Raw genomic sequence first — 16,291 nt, 5'->3', positions numbered from 1 at the left:
CCTCTTAGCCCTTTACCGCACCCGCCGTAATGCCTTCAATGATGTATCTTTGCATGAACAAGAAGAAAACGATGATCGGCAGAACCCCCATGACAAGCGCAGGTAAAGCTAGATCCCACTGCTTGGTGTACTGTCCGAAGAAAGCAAAGGTAGCGATCGGAATCGTGCTAAGCTTACCCGACTGAAGGATAAGCGACGGCAACAGGTAATCGTTCCAGATCCAGAGCGTGTTCAGGATAAATACGGTTACGAGCATCGGTTTCATGAGCGGGAACACCACGCGATAGAAGACGCCGTAGGCATTCGAGCCATCGACCGTCGCCGCTTCCTCGATCTCTAGCGGAATCGATTTAACGAATCCGTGGAACAGGAAGACGGACATCGGTACGCCGAATCCCAGATAACAGATAATCAATCCCGGGATGCTATCCATAAGACCGATCGTGCTTGTCACCTTCACGAGCGGAATCATGATCGATTGGAACGGAACGACCATAGCGGCTACGAATATGACGAACAAAAATCTATTAAATCGGCTGTTATTCCGCACCATGTAATACGCGGCCATTGCGCAAATGACAACTAACAACACGTTGCTAACTACCGTAATAAGGACGGAATTCCAAAGCGCCGTCGGAAAATTCGTAATGTCGAAAGCGCGGGAGTAGTTGCCCCATTCAATGGATTTCGGCAGAGCGGCGGCGCTTGTGAGCAAATCCCCGAAGGTTTTAACCGAATTGACGAACAAAAAGTAGAACGGAACCAAGAAAACGATTCCCAGCACGATCATGAGGATCTCCGTGACGATCGTTCCCGAGCGATAGCGTTTCGTGATGTCCATTAGGCTTCGACCTCCTTGCTTTTCGTAAATTTCACTTGAAGGCTCGTAATGACAGCCACAATGACGAAGAAAATGATGGCTTTCGCCGTTCCCAGACCATATCTGTTTTTCGAGAAAGCTTCGTTATAGATGTTCATGGCAACCGACTCGGTAGAGCCGAATGGTCCGCCCTTAGTAAGGGACAAGTTCAGATCGAACATCTTGAACGACCAAGAGATCGCCAGGAACAGACAAACCGTGGCGGCCGGCATGATGAGCGGAATAATGATCGAACGCAACACCTGAAATCTGCTAGCTCCGTCGATTTCCGCGGCTTCCAGAATATCTTTGGGTACATTATTGAGCGACGAGATGTAGATGACCATCAGATAACCCGCCGTCTGCCAGACGAAAACGATGACAAGCGCCCAGAAGGCGGTGTTCTCCGTCCCGAGCCAAGGGAGATTAAAGAAGGAAATCCCCGTTGCGCTGCCCAGAGCGGAGAAGCCTTTGACGAATATAAACTGCCAGATAAAGCCGAGCAGCAATCCCCCGATCACGTTCGGCATGAAGAAAACCGTCCGCAGAAAGTTCCGGGTCTTGAGCGGTTTCGTTAGCAAGTACGCCAGAAAGAAGCCCGCTACATTCGTAATGACGACGCCAAGGATCGTAAATTTAGCCGTAAACCAGAACGAGTCGCGAAACGAGCTGTCATGCATGAAAATCTGTTTATAATTATCGAATCCGACACCCGTAGCCTTACCCGATATCCCGTCCCAATCCGTAAAGGAATAATACAATCCCAGCACGAATGGAATCGCGATAATCAGGATGAAGAATAGGATAGCCGGACCCACGAACACAACCTGCTGAGTCAGTCGCGAAGTTTTTTTGTGATTCATCCCGTTTTCCCCTTTGCGCATTTCTTTTTTTGCCTATAATAATTATGCTTAAAGGTAACTGACAAAAAAACGGACGATCGTGAACCAAAAGGAGTACGATATTGATCTTATTGATCTTTGAATCGATCCCTGCGGCTAAGCGATCGAGATACGAGATGGTCCAAGATGAAGTCTCATAGCATACGCAGCAAGCTTATCCGATTCATGTTAATCATTACGGTTATCCCTTTAGTGCTATCCTTGGTAATTACGCTTATCCACACAAGAGAATCCATTAAGGAGCAGTCCGTCAACGAGAACGCCCGGCTTATTTTTCAAGGAAAAACCAATCTCGTCAACTACTTGAACAATATTAACCGCGCTTCCATCGTCGTTTATTCGGATCCGCATTTTCTTAATAATTTGTCCAAGAGCACCGACGATTACCAAGCGATCGCCGAGATCTATACGACCTTGCAGAATCTGCAAGGTTCTCTCCCGGATATCCAACAGGTATACTTGCACTCCCGTCAGACGAACCAATCCACGCTGATTACGAACAGCATTCCAAGACGGGGAATTCGCGATACGCCTTATGAAAGCACCCTGAAATACGATACGGCCTCGACAGGCATCGAACCTCCCCATTTGGTTCACAGCTATGGATTCCCGCCTTCTCCGAACGATTACACGGACAGGCTGGTCTTCACTTTCTATAGACCGATTGTTCGCATCCCGTCCACGACCCAGCTTGCGATTATGGCTATCGACGTGAAGTTGGACGGAATCGCCGCGATCTGTAACCAACTCTACGATTCCGGGGATGAACAGCTATACTTGCTGGATAAGAACGGCACCGTCATCTACAGCGGGAACCTGGAGGAGGTCGGCAAGCCGCTCGCCAATAATGAGTTCAAGGCTATAACCTCCAATAATCAAGCCGGATTCACGGACGGTCCCGATGCGATACAAGTGTATGAGAAGTTGGAGGTTCCTTTTGCGGAATGGACTTTAGTCAAACAGGTTCCCCATAACATCCTCTACCGCAAATCGACCGAGCTGATCACGATTAACGCCATCATCGCCGCCCTTGCTCTCCTTGCGGTTATTCTAGGCACGCTATTCATTTCTTTTCGAATCACTCGGCCCATTAAGCAACTCGCAAGCTACATGAATCAAATTCAGACCGGGCGCTTAGAGGTCGATATCGAGGTAGATAGCCAAGACGAGATCGGCTCCTTATCACGGCGGTTCCGGCAAATGATGGACACGATCAATAATTTGATCCTCCGTAAATACAGGCTCGAATTAGCGAACAAGAACAATCAGCTTCGGGCTTTGCAAGCGCAGATCGATCCTCATTTTCTGTATAACACCTTACAGTCGATCGGTACGGTGGCGCTCCAGAACGACGGACATCGCGTCTATAATCTGCTTGCTTCGCTCTCCGATATGATGCGCTACAAAATGCGCAGCGACGAGGCGATGGTAACTCTACAGGAGGAAATAGACCACCTTAAGCTCTATCTGGATTTGCAAAAAGAGCGGTTCGACGAGCAATTCGATTTCACATGGGACCTAGATCCGGCTAGCTTGTCCGCTACGATTCCCAAGATGACTTTGCAGCCGTTGATCGAGAACTATTTCAAACATGGACTGGATCCTAAGCTGGGCAAGGGACGATTGTCCATTCGCAGCCACGTTACCCCTGCCAACCGTCTCGTCATCGAGATCGAGAATAACGGAGCTTCTATTCCTGATCTTAAGCTCAAACAACTGCAGGAAGAGCTAGCTATGCTGAAGGACGAGAACGAGGAAATCGGCCCGCAGGAGCACGCTTCGATCGGACTGTACAATGTGCTTATGCGACTGCGGCTATACTCCGTGGATACCGCCAACCTCTCGATCGAGAACGTTGAACCGCACGGCGTGAAAATCACCTTAGAATATGCGTGGGAGTGGAGTGATCCGGCTTGAAAGTATTGATCGTGGATGATGAGAAGCACGTAAGGAATGCCATTAATATGCTCGCGGACTGGGATCGGCATGGCATTACCGAAATCTTGCAAGCCTCGGACGGAGAAGACGCGGTGTCCCTTATCCGGGAGAAGGCACCCCAGATTGTCCTTACCGATATGCGCATGCCCCGCAAAGACGGGGCGGAGCTGCTAACTTGGCTACATGCCCATAATCCCGAGATTAAAGTTATCGTCATTAGCGGATATGATGATTTTGAATTGGTTCGACATGCCGTTCGTAACGGCGGAATGGATTATATCCTGAAGCCGGTCAAGGCCGATGCGCTAAACGAAGCTTTAGGCAAAGCAACGGAATACTGGCGCAAAGAGGAAATAAACCGGCAGCGATTCACGCAGAAGAGTATCGAAGTCAACGAAATGAAGCCGCACTACGCGGACAAGCTGTTGACCGATCTCGTTACGGGGCAAGGCCGAAGAGAGATTCTGAATCAACTCCGAGAAGAATTCAAGTTGCCGTCCTCTCTCTCTTCCTGTTCCGTCGCGGTGATTGCGGTCTCGCAGTTGGACCATAAATTACTTGCCAAATTCAATAATCAGATCGCTCTGATCTTCTTTACACTGTGTAACATATGCAATGAACTGTTGAAATCGAAAGGAATTTCCTTTCGCCATCTGAACAGTTCCGGTGAGATCGTGATCCTTTACTGGGACGAGCGAGGTTCATTCAACGCCATGCTGGAGGAAATTAATCAAGGAATCTATTTGACTCTGCGTCGTCATGTTCATTTCGGAATGGCTACCAAACGGACGTTTCCCGACGACATGCCACGCGCATACCATGAGGCTTCTAAAGCTTTGTGGAGACGCAATTTGCTTGAACCCAACCGGATGCATTCCTTTAGCGAAGAAGGAATTCCTTCGAGTCGCCCGCTTCGTCTAACCGCTATCGAGGAACAGCTCCGCCTTACCGCCCTCAGCGGCAATCGTGAACGAATCGAGGCTGTCACCAAGATGTGGTTGGAGGATTTGCAACAGTCGGGATCGGTCACCCCGGAACAGCTCATTCAATGGGATAAAGAGTGGGATTGGATGCATACGCAATGGATTGAGGGGGATAACGACAAGGGCGTAAAAGTCGAAGAGAGCGATGAATTCTATACGGAATTATCTATTCGGTTGCCCTTGAACGAAGAGGGGCTGCTAGCTTGGGAAGACCTTAGAATGGAGATGGAGCACCGCTTGGCAGCCGTCTCCAAGCTTCTCACCCAGCAGCATTCCAAGGATCAATACTTCATTCACGACATTGCCAAGTACATGGAGTCCCATTATCAAGATGAGATCTCGCTTCAAGATATTGCGGCGCGCTTCTTCTTAAGCCGGGAATATATCGCGCGTAAATTCAAGCAAGAATACGGCGTTACTTTACTCGATTACCTCAGTCGCATACGGATCGACAAAGCCAAGCTGCTATTGCACAATCCCCATCTGCGCATTGCCCAAGTGTCGGAGATGGTAGGCTACCACGACGAGAAATATTTCAGCAGGGTGTTCAAGAAGCTGGAGGGGATCAATCCCGGGGAGTATCGCAAAGAGCAGACGCTTGACTAGCTGGAACAAGGGAGATTCCGCGATTTAACCCGACTCGTTAGGGTTATTTCGGCGGAATCTCCCTTTTGCGCGATTTAGCCCCGAGTTACTTCGTTAAGTCTACGAATCCTTCCCCAAACACGTCCCTTACATCGTGAATGGTAATGAACGCTTCTTTGTCGACCGCTCTTACGATTTTCTTAAGCATGCTCACTTCCTGCTTGCTAATAACGATATAGAGCAGCTCCTTGGGCTCATTGGTGTAATAACCCCGTCCATAGATGACGGTTACGCCCCGATCCATGATCGCGTTCACTTGCTCGGCTATTTGATTCTGGTTCTTGGATACAATCGTAACCGCCTTCTTCGGGTTCACGCCTTCAATAATGAAATCCATCGTCTTCGTTGCGATATAGAGCATCGCGATGGTTAACATTAGGCTTTGGGCGCCAATAATGAAATATGAGGCGAAAACAACGATCAAATCGAAAAACAATAGCGCATAGCTAATATTCCAATCCAAATATTTGTTCATGATTCTAGCTAGAATGGTTGACCCCGCGGTTGTTCCGCCAACCCGTATGATCATTCCTATTCCGATCCCCGTAAACACGCCGCCGAATATCGCATTGATCATGAGCTCGTCCGATTCGATGTGCCAGCTTTTCGTAAGATGCAGGAATAGGGAGTTAAATAGTACCGCAATAATCGTATATACCGTCGTGGTCTTATCCAAAAACTTATAACCTACAATTAATAATAGAGAGTTGAGGATCAAGCTTACGAGTCCGGGAGACCATTCATACAAATAGTACGAAATAATCGTTATTCCCGTTACCCCGCCTTCTCCGAACTCATTCGGAATAATAAACAAATTGACGGCCAAAGCGAACATTAACGCCCCTACTATTAGGAGAAGAATATCTAAGATGCGCTTTTTCATAGGATGTGATGCCCTTTCTTGCTGAGTATTGAGGTATTGAGGTCGTACATTCGCGGCGTGGACTGTTAATCTTGCAGGCTTAAGAATATCATTCCTTATAAAAAAGTAAACAGCCTTTTTTATGAAAATGGGGATGCCCGATCTTGCCGGTTCTTCACGCAGTCGCTTTTCGTTCGCGCATGGCCGGACATTGTTTGTTCGGACATCTCGATTCTTCCAACCAATATGTAGGTACCGACCAAGTTAGCGCGGCACAACCCGTAAGAAGACACCTCTCACGTCAAGGTGTCTTCTTACGGGTTATTTGGTTCCCTTAGCGTGTTTAAGAATAAGAGCAATGTCCCGACTATGCGCCTTCGCGGAGGCATTTTTCTCCGATTTGGCTTTAGCTCTCTCCATTGCGGCCAAAGCATCCGGATGGGTAACCGTAAGCACGCGGACTTTACTGCCTACCATCTGCTGAATCCGATGTTTCGCCTTCTCTAACGTATCGTCTTTCTGCCTATGGGAACGAACTGCCGTACTTCCGCTCGTATGCTTATTACTCGTCCCCGAGCTCCCTGCGTTAGGGCTTAACAACTTGCTTTGCAGCGGGTGAATTCCCGTAGCCCTGTCTTTCCGCTTGCCAATGACGATTTTATTCCCGATCTTCAGTATTCTGACTCCTTGAATCCCTTCATTGTAGAGCATGGCTTCCAACCTGTCCGAATATCCGCCGGCATTCAGCCCCGAGCTTCCCAAACGGCTATGGATGGAAGTTCCCATGCCGCTATAGGTCGTACCTTTTCGATTGGTCGTGTTGTATTTGGGTCCGTTATAACTCGGAATAACCGAGCTTTTATGCAAATTCCCATCCTGTACCGTTCTCGGCGCAGTTTTCAATTGCATGGACTTCTGCGTTGTTCCGGATTGCGAGGTTGCACAGCCGGACATCAGGGCAACCGCGCACAAGACCGGAAGCGCCGCCCGTAATCCTGTTTTTACGCTCAATTGAAATCCCTCCTTCGATTCAATTTCTTCCGACATTAGTTTTTCTCCGAGGACCGTCATTATTTATGGAGGTTTAAGGGAATGCTCTAATTGGCGGCAACTCCCTCGAATGAAATTCGAAACATCCGTATATCAGGAGGTAAACCATCATGTCCAATTCCACATCCGATCAATCAGACCGCAAGGAGCAGGCGCCGGCTTCGAGTTCGCGACGAAATTTCCTTAAGGGTACCGGTCTTGCGGTAGGCGGTTTAATTGTCGGCGGAGTCGCCGGCAACCTTATCCGCCCTTCGACTAAGAACGAACCTTCTCCTTCCGCTCCTTCATCGCCGGAAGTCGCGGAGCCTGTAGCCGTGAATTATAACCAAGCGCTGATGTACTTCAGCCAAGAGCAATTCAAGATCGTCGAAGCTGCTACGGAGCGAATATTCCCTAAAGACGATCAAGGACCCGGAGCCCAAGAGCTTGGGGTAGCTTATTTCATCGATCACCAATTAGCGGGTCAATGGGGAACGAACGGACGCGAGTATATGTCCGGTCCCTTCTTCGCGGGTGAGACGACGCAAGGATATCAGGGGCATCTAAGACGGAGAGAAATCTTCGATATCGCCCTGCGGGAAATGCAAAACTACAGCAACGAGAAATACAAGAAAGATTTTCCTAAGCTCACCCCGGAAGAGCAGGACGCCGTATTGAAAGCTTTCGAAAGCGACGAAGTCAAGCTGACGACGATATCGGCCAGCGGCTTCTTGCGGACGCTGATCACGAGCACGATGGAAGGCGTATATGCCGATCCGCTCTATGGCGGCAATACCAGCATGGATGGTTGGAAAATGAAAAATTACCCCGGCACCCAAATGTCGTACACGGATATTATCGAGAAACCGGAATTCGTCAAAATACAACCCGCGAGCCTGCGGGACCATATGGCACAATAAAACAAAAGAGGGATCACAGTGGCCAAAAAATTGCCTAAAGTGGATGTTGTCATTGTCGGGGTCGGTTGGGCGGGCGGCATTATCGCCTCGGAATTAACGAAAGCCGGTCTTAACTGCGTCGGTCTTGAACGCGGCAAAGAACGCAAAACCGAAGACTACTATATGGTGCATGACGAGCTGCGTTATGCCCGCCGTTACGAGATGTTCCAGGATCTGTCCAAAGAAACGATCACATTCCGTCCGAACGAGAAAATCCGGGCTTTGCCTATGCGCTCCTACGGCTCGTTCCTGCTAGGAGACGGACTAGGCGGTGCCGGCGTTCACTGGAACGGCATGACGTTCCGCTTCTTGCCTTACGATTTCGAGATTAGATCCAAAACGATCGAACGATATGGGAAAAACAAGATTCCCGCCGGTATGACCGTACAGGATTGGGGCATCACTTATGACGAACTGGAACCGTACTTCGACAAGTTCGAGAAAATGACAGGCCTCTCCGGTGAAGTCAATCCTCTCGGAGGCAAGCGTTCGAGCGATTACCCGACGCCCCCGATGAAAGTCTCTCCGGTCATGAAGCTGTTCCTCGATGCTTCGAAAAAATTAAATTACCACCCATTCGTCATGCCTTCGGCCAACTTATCGACGGATTATACGAATCCGGACGGTATCGAGCGGGCTGCATGCCAATACTGCGGCTATTGCGAGCGGTTCGGCTGCGAATACGGCGCCAAAGCCGATCCCGTCGTGACCGTCATTCCCGTTGCGAAGAACACCGGCAAGTTCGAGATCCGCACCCATTCCAATGTCAGACGGATTCTACATAAAGACAATAAAGCAACCGGCGTCATGTACATCGACATGACGACCGGAGAAGAAATCGAACAGCCCGCCGACATTGTCGTGGTGACGAGCTACGTGTTCAGCAACGTGAAGCTGCTGCTCACTTCCAAAATCGGCAAACCGTACGATCCGGCAACCGGCAAAGGGGTCGTCGGCAAAAATTACGCCTATCAAGTCGAGGCGGCCGCAGCGGTCGGTTTCTTCGAGAGCAAGGAGTTCAACCTGTATTCCGGAGCAGGCTCCATGGGCGTTACGATCGACGACTTCAACGGCGATAACTTCGACCACTCGAATTACGAGTTTATCCATGGGGCGAGCATATCGTATTCTCAATCGGGGAACCGCCCTATCGCCAACAATACGGTACCGCCAGATACCCCGGGCTGGGGACAAGCGTTCAAGTCGTCATCGCTCAAGTATTACAACCGCAACGTATCCGTGTGGGCGGAAGGCTCTTGCATGCCGTACCAGCATCATTTCCTCGATCTGGACACGACTTACAAAGACTCGTTCGGCGATCCACTCGTGCGGATTACGTTCGACTTCGAGGAACGGGACAAGCACATGGTGAAATTTATGGGCGACAAATGCGGGGAAGTCCTCAAGGGAATGGGGGCGGATCAGGTCGTCGTCTACAACGAACAAGGGCCGTATGAAATCACCAACTATCAATCCACGCACAACACCGGCGGCGTCATTATGGGTGCGAGCCCGGACACTTCGGCAGTAAACTCCTATCTGCAAATGTGGGATATGGAGAACTTGTTCGTGGTAGGTGCCTCCGCATTCGCACATAACAGTGGCTATAACCCTACAGGTACGGTTGGCGCCTTGGCATACCGAGCGGCGGACGGCATTCTGAAGTATAGCAAAAGCGGCGGAAGCCTTGTGTAGCGGACAAAATAAAGCAGCAGACACGGTCGACCCGACGTCTGCTGCTTATTAACGTCTAAAACGCGGAATGTTTCCTCTTCAATAAGACATTTAACTTCTCCGAGAACAGGAACATAGCCGCAGCCGATACCGCGATATACACCGGGAAAATTCCGATTGTCGTATGGGAAGCCAGGAACCCGAGAGTAGGAGGCATAAGCGTGCTTCCGGTATAGGCTACGGCCATTTGATAACCCATTATAGTCTGGGAGTTCTTTTTCCCGAATCGCACCGGAGTTTCATGCAGCATGCACGGGAATATCGGCGCCAAACCTAACCCGATGATCATAAATCCCGCAAGCGAAAATCCCGACGGCAAAGGCAGGACTAGAAGCACCGCCCCGGTTAAAGCAATGATTTGGCCTCCACGAATGAGCATGCGGTTACTCAACTTAAACGTAATAAAGCCGGTAACGAATCTACCGATTGTAATGCCCGCGAAATACAGGGAAACCCATAGTGCGGCTGAAGATGCGGACAAGCTCTTCACATTGACCAGAAAGCTGCTTCCCCATAGGCCTAGGGTTGCTTCCAATCCGCAGTAGAACAAGAAGGATGCCAAAGCAAGCTTGATTCCCTTCATCCGCAAGGGTTTAACAGGATGTCCATCTTCCTCATCATTCGATAAACCATCTGAGTCCTCGTGTTTTTGACTTCCACTAACGTTACTGTTTTTCGCCACTCGATCCCATAAGGGTAGCGTGAGGAACAGGATGACAACCAGTACCAACTGAATACCCGCAACCGTAAGATAGCCATCTCTCCATGAAGATTGCCCCGAGATGAATTGGGCCATGATCATCGGTCCGAGAGTAGCGCCCACTCCCCAGAAACAGTGCAGCCAACTCATGTGGTGCGCTTTGTAATGCGAGGCGACGTAATTGTTCAATCCGGCATCGACGGAACCTCCGCCTAGCCCAAGCGGAATGGCGCAAACGATCAGCCACAACAGCGACGGGGAAACGGAAAATCCTAATAGGGCGCCCGCAGTCATGATGCAACTGACAAGAGTGACTTTTCCCGTGCCGAACCGTTTCAATACGGTGCCGCTCGCTAAGCTGGACACGATCGTACCTGACGCAATGATCATAAACAACAAACCCGCCGTGCCAAGCGACGCGTTAAATTCAGTTTGCATAACGGGCCACGCCGCTCCCAATAAGGAATCTGGCAGTCCCAAGCTGATGAACGCTAAGTAGATAATCAATAAAAAGTAAGTAGCCATTATATTCCCCCGTTTATGTGATTCATTTCATGGAGGGTGCGGAAATCATCAATTGGAGCCCGAGATGCCGCAATCCGTTTAAGTAATCTTGCTCCAATTCGCTCATCGCTAGCTGCGGCAGATGTTCCGCCGGAATATAGGCAGCGCTCCTTGTAGCGATTCGGCTAAGAATGGTTTCGTTCACTTCATCATGACAGAAGATAATCGTGTGAGGGTTAATAATAGCCGTGCACGAAGCAACCAACCGGCTAACGGCATCGATTCCTTGCTCTTGGAAATTTATTTTCTCCAATCCTTTACCTTCGGTTAAAGCTTGTTGAAAATTCCGATCATCATATAACGGAGTGTATGAAACCTCCCCCGAGAAAAAGGTGCTGCCCCTTACCACGAGTCCATTGATTAGAATACCGGCACCCGGACCGTTCTGACCGAAATACAAATAGACCAGTGAAGGATTGTCTTTCGTATTCATATTGTCGTAATAACCTAGAATGGCAGCATTCATATCGTTCTCGACGACGACGGGAATAGAAAATCGTTGTTCGAGCGTTCCCTTCAGGTCGAAATGACGAAACTGTTCGTAATCTGGTATATGAATAATCCGGCCATGATTGACCGAACCTGGTATGCCTATAGCGAGGGAACCGATCTTGGGATATTTAACGATGATCTCTTCAATAAGCTTCGTTAAGCTCCGAATATCGCTTCTTAGGACGCTAGAAGCTTTACCTTGTTCCTTCACTTCTCCCACGCTATTAAAAACCGTGTAATTCGTTTCCGATTTCTCTAAAAATATTGCCAACCCCAGCATGTATTCCGGATTGTACGCATATCTCATTGCTCTTCTCCCGCCGCTGGAATCATCAATGCCGACTAGAATAAGCTCCCCCTCCTTCTCCATTTGGGTCAGAAACTTACTCGTGGTCGGGAAGCTGATCCCCAATTGGCGGCTCAAATCCGCTTTAGTTGCGCTTCCAAGCGTAAGAAGCGCTGCACGTATGCCGCTAAGGATCACTTTCTTCATCTCTTTGGGAGTGGTAGGTAATTCATTCACTTCAGTTCACCCCTTGGGCTTTGCACTTATTAAACGTCTTTAATAAGTTACGACAATCGTAACAGAAAAGATTAGCGATGCCAATACTTTTTCTGAGCCTGTAAGCCATCCCGGGTATGTTTTCATTTCCTTTTGCCTATCCTTGAAGTGACTATTTTAAAAGTCACAGGCTGCTCAGAATAGGGTGATCATTGTGTTTGGAATATTTAATTTCTTGAGGAGAACACCCCATTCCAAATATCGCAAGTCAAATAAACCCCTTGCTTCTCAAGAAAATCCTTCTCTTAGCAACAAGCTCTCCGCTAACCTGCACTACCTTCATCAATTGTTTAATCTGACTCCCGACTTGGTTATCCGGCAGGTTCACTCGGATCAGGGCGCTACTTACGCGGCACTCGTATATTTGGACGGCATGGTCGATAAAGCTTCGATTCACAACAACATATTGCGCGAATTGGCCTACAAAACCCCGGATGAGATCAGCGTAGGAAGTATTCATAAGGCATCCGATTGGAGACAGGTAGAGGACGCTATTTTTCAAGGGAATAGCGTGCTTTTTGTCGATGGGCAGCCGGAGGCCACCGTCTACGGTACGCAAGGGTGGCCTCAACGAGCGGTTGAACAATCTCCCGTCGAAGCCTCGCTTCGCGGGGCACATCAAGGCTTCGTGGAAACCGGGAGTCAGAACGTCGCAATGATCCGCAGGTACATTCCCAACAGGGAGCTGAAGATCAAAGAGCTGACCGTTGGGCGACGAGGGAGAACGAAAATTTCGATTCTCTATTTGGCTGATGTCGCTCGTCCGGAAATTCTCCAGGAGCTCGAAACTCGCATCCGCAAGGTCGATATCGATGCGATCATGAATACAGGAGAATTAGCGGAATTAATCGAGGATAATCCTTTTTCCCCCTTCCCGCAGCTTATTCTGACGGAAAGGCCGGACACTGCGGCATCTCATATCCTCCAAGGAAGGTATATTGTCGTCGTCGATAAATCACCGACCGTCATGGCTGCTCCAGCTCATTTTTTCACTTTTCTAACAAGCGTCGATGATCACAATAGCCGGTGGATGATCGCCTCCTTTACTCGAATCCTCCGTTTTGTAGCCTTATTTATTTCCCTCTTTTTGCCCGCCCTCTACATCGCTTTGATTTCGTTTAATTACGAGGTCATTCCCGTACAACTCATTCTCTCGATTGCCGAGACGAGATCGCGCGTTCCGTTCCCTCCCATCTTGGAGGCCATGCTGATGGAAATCACGATTGAGATGATGAGAGAAGCAGGGATTCGTCTACCCTCGCCGATTGGACAAACCATAGGCATCGTGGGGGGAATCGTAATCGGCCAAGCAGCTGTCCAAGCGGGGATCGTCAGCAACATTATGGTCGTTGTCGTGGCCACTACCGCCATCGCGTCTTTTCTAATGCCCAACTATGACATGGGTGCAGCCATTCGGCTTCTTCGGTTTCCCATGATGCTTCTTGCTTCGATGTTCGGAATTGTCGGAATTGTTACGGGAGCAATAGCCTTAGTTGCGCACCTCGTGTCTCTGGAATCCTTCGGAATGCCTTATGGGAGCCCGCTCGCTCCATGGAGATTTGCCGAGATGAAGGATATGTTCATCCGCGTCCCGATATGGGCGATGCTTAAGCGACCTAAGAGCACGGGTGCCACTCAAACCGTCAGACAGAAAAATCATCGAGGTGACGAGGACTCTTGAAGAAAGATGCCCAGAACGGGATCACGTTCATGCAATATATTTTTATTATTCATGGAAGCCAAGTAGGGACGGGGGTATTTTCTCTTCCGAGAATTCTAGCGGACAAAGCGGGGACGGACGGATGGATATCCCTCTTCCTAGGATGGGGCCTGAGCGTAATTGCTAGCATTCTCATCGTGCTTATTTTTCGCAAATACCCGAATGATACGTTGCCGGAGCTTATGATCCGTCTTTTCGGCAAGATAGTAGGGAAGATTCTAATCCTCCCCGTTATTTTTTATTTCGCCTTCTTTGTCTGGACGATTCTTACTTCGGCGATGTTGTTTATTAAGCAATGGTTTCTACCGATGACGCCGGATTATGTCGTCATGTTTCTATTGATTGCCCCGGGTTATTTGGTTGCTAGCCGTAGCTTGCGCATATTAGGCCGATATTGCGAGCTCGTCTTTTACATGATGATTCTGATGTTCTTTCTGTTTTTGTTCCCTTTAGGAGACAGTCATTGGGTTCACTTGCTTCCGATTATGAAAGAAGGTTGGCTTCCTATCTTTCACGGAGTATTTTCGGCAATCTATTCTTTCCTTGGTTTTGAAATCGTGTTTTTTATATACCCCTATTTGCAGAAAAGGTCTTTGGCGATCCGCGGAGTCATCATTGCCAATACCCTTACGTTGCTCTTCTATTTGGAGGTCACCCTTATTTGCTTCGCCTTCTTCAGTCCCGACGGAATTACGGAATATAACCAGCCCGTATTCAACTTATTGAAAGTCATCGATTTCAATTTTTTAGAACGGATCGACATGCTGTTTTTGGCACTTTATTTGTTTGAACTTTCGACCGCTTGGCTTCCGTTTACGTTCGGAGCGATCTTCAGCCTGGGGTTTCTGTTCGGAACGAAGAATCCTGCTCGGTATGCCTCCCTATTGTTCCTGCTTATCGTCGTGCTTAGCTTCTTCCTTCACCCCTCATGGAATCAGAACGATCAATGGATCATTTTCTCCGGTCAAGCAGGACTATGGTTCGCTTACGTGTTTCCCGCTATTCTATACCTCTATGTTCTTATATACAATCGACTTCGACGGAGTGAATCCTTGTGAAACGCGCTTATCTCATCTGTCTCCTGCTTTCGCTGTGCGCTCTTCCGGGTTGCGTGGATCAGACCTATATCGAAGATATCTCGCTTTCCTTGTTGTTGGGAATGGATCTCGACGAGAAGAACCGGCTTGTCATTTCCTCAACCAGTCCGGTCTTTAGTAAAGAAGCGAAAGAAAAGGAAGAGAACACTATCGTTCATGCTGTCTCGCTTAGACAATCGAGAGAAGAATTCGACTCCATGATTACCACTTTGACGAGTCGCGGCAAAGTACAACTGTTGCTCATCGGGAAACGTATACTTGAGCACCCGGACTGGTTCAAGCTCCTCGATGCTTTGTACAGGGACGGAAAGAACACGACGATGTCTCGGGTCGTTCTTGTAGATGGTTCGGTTGCGGATCTTATTAAGTTCAAGCCTAAAGATAAGCCGATACTCCCTTTATATTTGTTGAAGTTAATCGATACCGCCCATGATCAGAATATTACGGTCAAAACGTCGCTTCAAGAGCTTCATCGCCAATTTACGGAGAAAGGCATGAGCCCTAGCTTCGCAGAACTGAAAAAAGACGGTCAAATCAAAGTAAAAGGTACGGCTCTCTTAGATCGTTCAGGTAAATACAAAATGACGCTCAACGCCGATCAAACCAAATTGTTACGAATCTTGCAGAATGAAACAAGGGGAGTATTCCCTTTTACGATCCACCTTCATGAACAGCCTAACAAGGGGTTTTTTCAGGAAAACATCACGAGTTTCTATCCGAACTTCATTAAAGTCAAAATCAAGGCGGATTATAAGAATGGCGGTTTTGTATTCGATATTAAAATTAAAATGGGAATCAGTATGACCGAGCGGATATTTAACTATAACGTTAGAAAGCAAGCTCCCGAATTGGAAAAGCAAATTCAGGAAGAGCTTCAGAATCAAATTCGACAAATGCTCGAAAAAGTCCAAGCGGCGAAAATCGATCCGTTCGGACTCGGCCTATATGCAAGAGCCTATGAGTATTCCCACTGGAAAAAGGTTCAAGATGCCTGGGGAGTAGCTTTCTCCGATGCGACCGTGAATGTCAAAGTCAAAGTCAGAATACGGGCGATGGGCTCCACCACTTAAACCACTTAAGGGTAGCCTCCATTCCTTGCCCTCCATAGGCAAGAGCTTAAAGGAAACAACGCAATTTATGTCGAATTTCTTAGTATGATGATGCGAATAAAAAATAATGCCACCCTAAAAAATATAACGGCAGTTTTATTAACCGTTCTCGCTCTCCTTGGTCTGCGATGGGCTT

General features: G+C 48.5%; 13 protein-coding genes. 7 read left to right on the top strand and 6 right to left on the bottom strand.

Annotated features, from left to right (window positions below; genetic code table 11):
- Positions 1 to 4: 4 nt before the first annotated feature.
- Positions 5 to 841 carry a carbohydrate ABC transporter permease gene (locus tag L3D05_RS08350; RefSeq protein WP_239615570.1) on the bottom strand — a complete coding sequence of 279 codons (837 nt, stop codon included), beginning with the start codon at positions 839 to 841 and terminating at the stop codon, positions 5 to 7.
- Positions 841 to 1,722 (bottom strand): carbohydrate ABC transporter permease, encoded by an 882-nt coding sequence (locus L3D05_RS08345; RefSeq protein ID WP_239615569.1) that lies wholly within the window; start codon positions 1,720 to 1,722, stop codon positions 841 to 843. Before L3D05_RS08345 ends, L3D05_RS08350 begins: the two co-directional genes overlap by 1 nt.
- A gap of 165 nt (positions 1,723 to 1,887) precedes the next feature.
- Here L3D05_RS08345 and L3D05_RS08340 point away from each other — a divergent pair, with 165 nt between their 5' ends.
- Entirely contained in the window at positions 1,888 to 3,678 is a 1,791-nt protein-coding gene (locus L3D05_RS08340) for a cache domain-containing sensor histidine kinase (RefSeq protein WP_239615568.1), read from the top strand.
- On the top strand, positions 3,675 to 5,288 hold the full coding sequence (locus tag L3D05_RS08335; protein WP_239615567.1) for a response regulator transcription factor: 1,614 nt from the start codon (positions 3,675 to 3,677) through the stop codon (positions 5,286 to 5,288). Before L3D05_RS08340 ends, L3D05_RS08335 begins: the two co-directional genes overlap by 4 nt.
- An 85-nt stretch (positions 5,289 to 5,373) precedes the next feature.
- Here the strand turns inward: L3D05_RS08335 and L3D05_RS08330 are convergent, their stop codons facing one another.
- The gene (locus L3D05_RS08330; protein ID WP_239615566.1) at positions 5,374 to 6,210 is read right to left on the bottom strand and encodes a YitT family protein; all 837 of its coding nucleotides are present in this window, start codon (positions 6,208 to 6,210) and stop codon (positions 5,374 to 5,376) included.
- Positions 6,211 to 6,510: 300 nt separating this feature from the next.
- Positions 6,511 to 7,200: a hypothetical protein gene (locus L3D05_RS08325; RefSeq protein ID WP_239615565.1), complete on the bottom strand. Its 690-nt coding sequence runs from the start codon at positions 7,198 to 7,200 to the stop codon at positions 6,511 to 6,513.
- Between the two features lie 149 nt (positions 7,201 to 7,349).
- Between L3D05_RS08325 and L3D05_RS08320 the strand changes: the two genes are divergently transcribed.
- Together L3D05_RS08320 and L3D05_RS08315 are read left to right on the top strand one after the other, a co-directional pair.
- The gene (locus L3D05_RS08320; protein WP_239615564.1) at positions 7,350 to 8,138 is read left to right on the top strand and encodes a gluconate 2-dehydrogenase subunit 3 family protein; all 789 of its coding nucleotides are present in this window, start codon (positions 7,350 to 7,352) and stop codon (positions 8,136 to 8,138) included.
- A gap of 18 nt (positions 8,139 to 8,156) precedes the next feature.
- Positions 8,157 to 9,872, top strand: coding sequence for a GMC family oxidoreductase (locus L3D05_RS08315; RefSeq protein WP_239615563.1), 1,716 nt, complete (start codon positions 8,157 to 8,159; stop codon positions 9,870 to 9,872).
- A 55-nt stretch (positions 9,873 to 9,927) separates the two neighbouring features.
- Here L3D05_RS08315 and L3D05_RS08310 read toward each other — a convergent pair whose 3' ends face one another.
- Positions 9,928 to 11,136 (bottom strand): MFS transporter, encoded by a 1,209-nt coding sequence (locus tag L3D05_RS08310; protein WP_239615562.1) that lies wholly within the window; start codon positions 11,134 to 11,136, stop codon positions 9,928 to 9,930.
- Between the two features lie 22 nt (positions 11,137 to 11,158).
- Positions 11,159 to 12,190, bottom strand: coding sequence for an ROK family protein (locus L3D05_RS08305; protein WP_239615561.1), 1,032 nt, complete (start codon positions 12,188 to 12,190; stop codon positions 11,159 to 11,161).
- Between the two features lie 193 nt (positions 12,191 to 12,383).
- On the opposite strand from L3D05_RS08305, the gene L3D05_RS08300 reads away from it, so the two are divergent.
- From L3D05_RS08300 to L3D05_RS08290, 3 genes are read left to right on the top strand one after another with little or no spacing between them, the layout of a single operon-like run.
- Positions 12,384 to 13,910: a spore germination protein gene (locus L3D05_RS08300; protein WP_439647935.1), complete on the top strand. Its 1,527-nt coding sequence runs from the start codon at positions 12,384 to 12,386 to the stop codon at positions 13,908 to 13,910.
- Positions 13,907 to 15,007, top strand: coding sequence for a GerAB/ArcD/ProY family transporter (locus L3D05_RS08295; protein WP_239615559.1), 1,101 nt, complete (start codon positions 13,907 to 13,909; stop codon positions 15,005 to 15,007). The genes L3D05_RS08300 and L3D05_RS08295 overlap by 4 nt, the downstream gene beginning before the upstream one ends.
- Positions 15,004 to 16,116, top strand: a complete 1,113-nt coding sequence (locus L3D05_RS08290) for a Ger(x)C family spore germination protein (protein ID WP_239615558.1) — start codon at positions 15,004 to 15,006, stop codon at positions 16,114 to 16,116. Before L3D05_RS08295 ends, L3D05_RS08290 begins: the two co-directional genes overlap by 4 nt.
- Positions 16,117 to 16,291: the final 175 nt, after the last annotated feature.

Origin of the sequence: Cohnella mopanensis (assembly GCF_022352055.1) — a bacterium.
In the GTDB taxonomy this organism is placed as follows: Bacteria; Bacillota; Bacilli; order Paenibacillales; family Paenibacillaceae; genus Cohnella; species Cohnella mopanensis.
Note: the sequence above shows the minus strand (reverse complement) of the source record. Positions and strands in the feature narration are given on the sequence as shown.